Annotated in this window: 7 protein-coding genes; 5 read left to right on the forward strand and 2 right to left on the reverse strand. The window is 41.7% G+C overall.

Annotation, left to right across the window (positions count from 1 at the left end):
* Positions 1 to 292 precede the first annotated feature (292 nt).
* Positions 293 to 763 (forward strand): sigma D regulator, encoded by a 471-nt coding sequence (rsd, locus tag AABI99_RS17380; RefSeq protein ID WP_338367380.1) that lies wholly within the window; start codon positions 293 to 295, stop codon positions 761 to 763.
* A 58-nt stretch (positions 764 to 821) separates the two neighbouring features.
* Here the strand turns inward: rsd and fkpA are convergent, their stop codons facing one another.
* Positions 822 to 1,568 carry an FKBP-type peptidyl-prolyl cis-trans isomerase gene (gene fkpA / locus AABI99_RS17385; protein WP_338367381.1) on the reverse strand — a complete coding sequence of 249 codons (747 nt, stop codon included), beginning with the start codon at positions 1,566 to 1,568 and terminating at the stop codon, positions 822 to 824.
* Positions 1,569 to 1,772: 204 nt separating this feature from the next.
* On the opposite strand from fkpA, the gene AABI99_RS17390 reads away from it, so the two are divergent.
* Together AABI99_RS17390 and AABI99_RS17395 are read left to right on the forward strand one after the other, a co-directional pair.
* Positions 1,773 to 2,771 carry a hypothetical protein gene (locus AABI99_RS17390; RefSeq protein WP_338367382.1) on the forward strand — a complete coding sequence of 333 codons (999 nt, stop codon included), beginning with the start codon at positions 1,773 to 1,775 and terminating at the stop codon, positions 2,769 to 2,771.
* On the forward strand, positions 2,758 to 2,970 hold the full coding sequence (locus AABI99_RS17395; RefSeq protein WP_338367383.1) for a SlyX family protein: 213 nt from the start codon (positions 2,758 to 2,760) through the stop codon (positions 2,968 to 2,970). The genes AABI99_RS17390 and AABI99_RS17395 overlap by 14 nt, the downstream gene beginning before the upstream one ends.
* Before the next feature lie 27 nt (positions 2,971 to 2,997).
* Here AABI99_RS17395 and AABI99_RS17400 read toward each other — a convergent pair whose 3' ends face one another.
* Positions 2,998 to 3,201 (reverse strand): YheV family putative zinc ribbon protein, encoded by a 204-nt coding sequence (locus AABI99_RS17400; protein WP_338367384.1) that lies wholly within the window; start codon positions 3,199 to 3,201, stop codon positions 2,998 to 3,000.
* 132 nt (positions 3,202 to 3,333) lie between these two features.
* Here AABI99_RS17400 and AABI99_RS17405 point away from each other — a divergent pair, with 132 nt between their 5' ends.
* The gene (locus tag AABI99_RS17405) at positions 3,334 to 5,256 is read left to right on the forward strand and encodes an ATP-binding cassette domain-containing protein (RefSeq protein WP_338367385.1); all 1,923 of its coding nucleotides are present in this window, start codon (positions 3,334 to 3,336) and stop codon (positions 5,254 to 5,256) included.
* The coding region (locus AABI99_RS17410; protein WP_338367386.1) for a DUF2390 domain-containing protein at positions 5,240 to 5,428 on the forward strand (189 nt) is incomplete at its 3' end. The genes AABI99_RS17405 and AABI99_RS17410, both read left to right, overlap by 17 nt.

Raw genomic sequence — 5,428 nt, forward strand, 5'->3', positions numbered from 1 at the left:
AACAATAATAAAAATCTTAAACAACAATAATAAAAATATTTATAATAAAAATAACAAAAATCTTCTATAACAATAAGAAAGCTTGTATTAACAGGCCAAAACAAGAAATTAAGCCACCTTAACCGGTGGTTTTTTCTTGCCTGCAATAAAATAACTATTACCCACAACACATACAATCTTGATTCAGCTCATACCTTTTACTTGTTGATATACACTTAAATAAAATATATCTTGATGCATAAGATAAAATTTTATTTAACCATAAAGAGTGACCCAGCTTAGGAGAACAGTAATGCTGACGCGCGTAGAAAAAGCTCAACAAAAATGGGGCGGTAGCCATACTGTCATTGATAAATGGTTAAACGAGCGCCAAGAGTTAATTATACTTTATTGTAAAATGGCTGGGTTTTCGCCATACGATAAAAAAGATCACGCTCTACCTGAACCTGAACAGATCCAAGCATTTTGCCAAATTTTAATGGACTACTTATCCGCTGGCCATTTTGAAGTATACGATGACATTGCTAAAGCATGTGAAAATAAAGGCCCGCAAAGCCAGCAGCTAGCAAGTGACATTTATCCGCGCATTTCAAGCACGACAGATATTGCTTTAGATTTTAACGATAAATACGCTGAAGTAGACAAAGAAGACTTGTTAGAACAGTTTGATAACGATTTATCGGTACTTGGCGAAACGTTAGAGATGCGCTTTGAACTAGAAGATGAGCTAATAGATAATTTGTACTCTAACCACACAGATTAATAAAATAGCCTACAAAAAAGGGACCATTATGGTCCCTTTTTACTTTATAAGCTTTTACCTATTGCGCTGGCGCTTCGTCATCTTGAATTTCAAGTAGTTCTACTTCAAAAACAAGTGTTGAGTTAGCTGGGATTTTACCTAGGTCACGATCGCCGTAAGCAAGCTCAGATGGAATTGTAAACTTGTACTTAGACCCTACAGACATGAGCTGTAAACCTTCAGTCCAACCCGCAATTACACGGTTAAGAGGGAACGTAGTTGGCTCGTTGCGCGCATAAGAGCTATCAAACTCAGTGCCATCTAATAAAGTACCTTTGTAATGTACTTTAACAACATCGGTTGCTGCTGGCTTTTCACCTTCGCCTTCGCTAAGCACTTCGTACTGTAGGCCAGACTCAGTGACTGTTACGCCTTCTTTTTTAGCATTTTCTTCTAGGTACTTTTTACCCGCTTCTTTGCTTTTTTCAGACTCAACTTTTGCTTTAGCTTCTTGCTTAGCACGCACTGAGGTATCTAGCTCAGTTAGCACCTCACGGATTTTTTCTTCATCAATTTTTGCATTACCAGCAAGCGCATCTTCGAAGCCTCGAATTAACAGTGCTTGGTCTAGCTCAATACCAATCTCTGATTTATCAGCTAGGTCTTTATTTAAAAAGTTACCTACTGATGCACCAATACCGTATGCTTGTTGCTGCTCTACAGTGTCTAGTTTAACTTCAGCTTTTTCTTGTTTTGCTTCTTGATTACAAGCTGTAAGCGCTAAAACCGACGCTGCAATCAATGACAATCTAATCGTCTTTTTCATTTTAAATCTCCGACACACTTTGCAGTTGTCATTTATTGTATTATTACTAGTTAAAGATTAACGGCCTACATGATAGGCTGCTTGTTTAATAACTAACTAAATTAAAACCTAACCTATTATAGTGATTAGACAAACACCCTAGGCCTTCAACGTGACCTAGTCTAACCTCTCAGTCACTAAGAGTTAAGAGGAAATACCTGTAATATGTCGATATTTCGTACTTTTTTAGTCGCTTTTAGCTGTTTATTAGCCGCAGCTTGTAGCGATCAAAAACAGCAAGCTGCACAACGCTTTGAACACGCAGCACAAGGTGCGTTTTCCTCGGCAGTGTCTAACGATGGTAAATATAGCCTTGTCTCCTCCATTCACCATGGGGTCGCCCTGTGGGATAATCAACAGCAGGTGTTAAAATATCAATGGTTTCAACAGCAATCACAAGAAAGCCTAGTGTATGCTGTGGCTATTGCCTTTGATAATAGCGTGGCCGTTACTGCAGAAAAAACCACCTTTGCTGTGTGGGACATTACCACTGGCGAAAACCGCGGCTATTATAAAATTCAACAAGCCACTATTCGCGATATAGCGATAAGCAACCAGGGCCGTAGTGTTTTATACGGCAGAAGCGACGGCGTAGTGGTATTTTTAAACCTAGAAACCGGACGTCGCATTGAATTTTTAGGCCACCAAGACAAAGTAAACACCGTCGATTTATCACCTAACGGGCGCTATGCCCTGAGCGGCTCGAACGATTACGTTGCTTATTTTTGGGATACACGCACAGGGCAAGTGATTCATCGTTTTAATCACCCAACGCGCGTTACCCAAGTAACCTTAGACCCACAAGGTCGCTATGCATTTACCGCAGATAGTATGAAGCAAGCACATGTATGGAAGCTGACTACAGGTGATCTTGTGAGTAAACTGGCGTATATTGCGCGTCAGAAAATTTTTACCGCAGTACGTTTTAACGAACAAGGCACATTGCTAGCAACTGGCTCGCCTAATAAGCGCGTTGATTTATGGCAACTACCCAGCGGCGAGAAAATTCAAACTTGGCAAGTCACACCACGAAAAGGGAGTAAGCCTAAATCGGCTGTGGTGCTAGATGTAACGTTTATAAATAACGGCAAGTCGTTGTTAACCGAGAGCTCGAGCGGAATTGCAGAGCACTTTACAATACGAGAAGCAAATGAACACAATTGAACATCGTTTAATGGAGCTTGAGGCAAAAGTTGCTTTTCAAGACGAAACAATAGAAATATTAAATGACGAGCTAAAAGCACACCAACAGCAGCTTGCAAAAATGAAGCGCCAAACTGAGTTATTAGCAGAAAAAATTAAAGAAGCCCAGCAACCCTCGCTGATGTCGCAAATGCAAGAGCCACCTCCGCCACATTACTAAACTCGCGACGAAATAAAATAAACCGGGTTAATCGCCCGGTTTAAATACACCAATCACTTGTTCAAATTGGCGAGTAGATGCCTGAACCGCGTTTTCGGGCTGCGCCATTTTGTGGCCGCACTGTACGCACTCGACTTTTTCAACATCATGTTCTCTGTATAACATCATGGTGTCCATGGCTTTACACTCAGGGCAAGATGCACCAGCAATAAATCGCTTCTTTTGTCTCACAACATTTTTCCTGTGGTTTGAACTGCACATATTTTATCGTATAACTTCCTAGGTTGATACGCTTGATAAGAGCAATACGTTCTATGGTATGATAGCGCCAACTTAACAAGGGCATAGCAAAGTAACGTTTTTATGATCCAAATCTCAGAAATAGAACTACTTCGTGGCGGAAAAGCCTTATTAAAAAATGCCTCGGCTACTTTATTTCCACAACATAAAGTGGGCTTAGTCGGCGCTAATGGCTGTGGTAAATCTACGCTATTTGGTTTATTAAAATCTGAGCTACAGTTGGATGCCGGTGATTGCGCAATTCCCAAAGATTGGTCTATAGCCTCGGTTAAACAAGAAACCCCCGCCCTTGAAATAAGTGCTATTGATTATGTACTTCAAGGCCACCCTGAATACTATGCATTGCGTATTGCCCTGCGTGAAGCTGAGCAAGAAAACGATGGTGATACCCAAGCCAAAGTACATATTCAGCTTGAAAATATAAAAGGCTACAGCATAGAGTCAAAAGCGGGCGAGCTGCTGCATGGTTTAGGCTTTGCTAATCACCAAATAGAAAATCCAGTTAGCGCGTTTTCGGGTGGTTGGCGTATGCGTTTAAACCTAGCTCAAGCACTTATTCGCGATGCCGACCTATTGCTACTTGATGAGCCAACTAACCACCTTGATTTAGATGCCGTGTACTGGCTTGAGCGCTTTTTACGCACCTACACCGGCACTTTAGTACTTATATCTCATGACCGTGAGTTTTTAGATGCAGTGGTTGATCAAATTTGGCATATCGACAGGCAACTTATAAATGTTTACAAGGGCAATTATTCGCAGTTTGAGCGTCAAAAAGCAGAACGCTTATTACAGCAACAAGCTATGTTTGAAAAACAACAAGAGCAAATTGCCCATCTTGAGCAGTTTATAACGCGCTTTAAAGCCAAAGCGAGTAAAGCCAAACAAGCACAAAGCCGTGTTAAAGCGCTAGAGCGCATGGAAAAACTAGCACCAGCGCATGCCGACTCACCGTTTGACTTTGAATTTTCCGAGCCCACAGCCCTGCCTAATCCACTAATGACCCTAGATGAAGCAAAAGCGGGTTATGGCGACGTGACTATTTTAAATAATATTGCACTCAACCTCGTGCCTGGCAGCCGTATTGCGTTACTAGGGCGTAACGGCGCGGGTAAATCAACACTTATCAAGCTATTAGCGGGAGAGCTTGAACCGCAAGCGGGTAAAGTAGTGCAGCATCATGGTTTAAACATTGGTTACTTTGCACAGCATCAACTTGAGTCGCTAGACTTAAAAGCAAGCGCCGTGACTCATATTCAGCGCTTAAACCCACAAGCCACAGAACAATCGCTGCGTGACTTTTTAGGTGGCTTTGCCTTTATTGGCGATAAAGCACTTGAACCGGTAGCACCGTTTTCGGGCGGTGAAAAAGCGCGCTTAGTGCTTGCTATGCTGGTATATCAAAAGCCTAACTTACTACTACTTGATGAGCCAACTAACCACCTTGATTTAGAAATGCGCCACGCGCTGGTGATGGCACTGCAAGGCTTTGAAGGCGCTATGGTTACCGTTTCGCATGACCGCCATATGCTTAAAAACACCGCCGATGAATTTTATTTAGTTGATGATGGCAAAGTGACTCAGTTTGGTTACGATTTAGATGCCTATTATCAGTGGTTGCTAAACGCAAATAAGGAAGCCGCTAAAAGCGAGCTACCTGAGCAGCCAAAAGCAAATTCTGGCATTAACCGTAAAGAGCAAAAACGTTTAGAAGCCGAATTTAGAAAAACCATTCAACCACTTAAAAAGCAAATTGAAAAGCTTGAAAAACAGCTCGATAAATTTACTGCTGAGCTTAGCGACGTTGAAGTCGCCCTTGGCGACAACACACTTTACAGCGACGACAACAAAGCCCAGTTAAAAGAGCTAATCGCTAAGCAAGCCACGCTTACCCCTAAAGTAAACGACATTGAAGAAGAGCTATTGATGGCGCTTGAAGAAATGGAAGAAAAAGAACAGGCTTTTGCTGATGAACTTGCTCAATAGTGATGGCTTTTGGCAATTTGCGTGCACCTTGTACGCAAAACCAGAGCAACAACAAACCTTGCTGGCACTACAAAACCAGCAAGGTAAAAACGTTAATTTGTGCTTGTTACTTCTTTATTTAGACTCACTTAAGCTAAGCCTTAATGCCGATCAGCTCAGTGCGTTAATAGAC

The sequence above is a fragment of the uncultured Pseudoalteromonas sp. genome (genome assembly GCF_963922945.1).
Classification (GTDB): domain Bacteria; phylum Pseudomonadota; class Gammaproteobacteria; order Enterobacterales; family Alteromonadaceae; genus Pseudoalteromonas.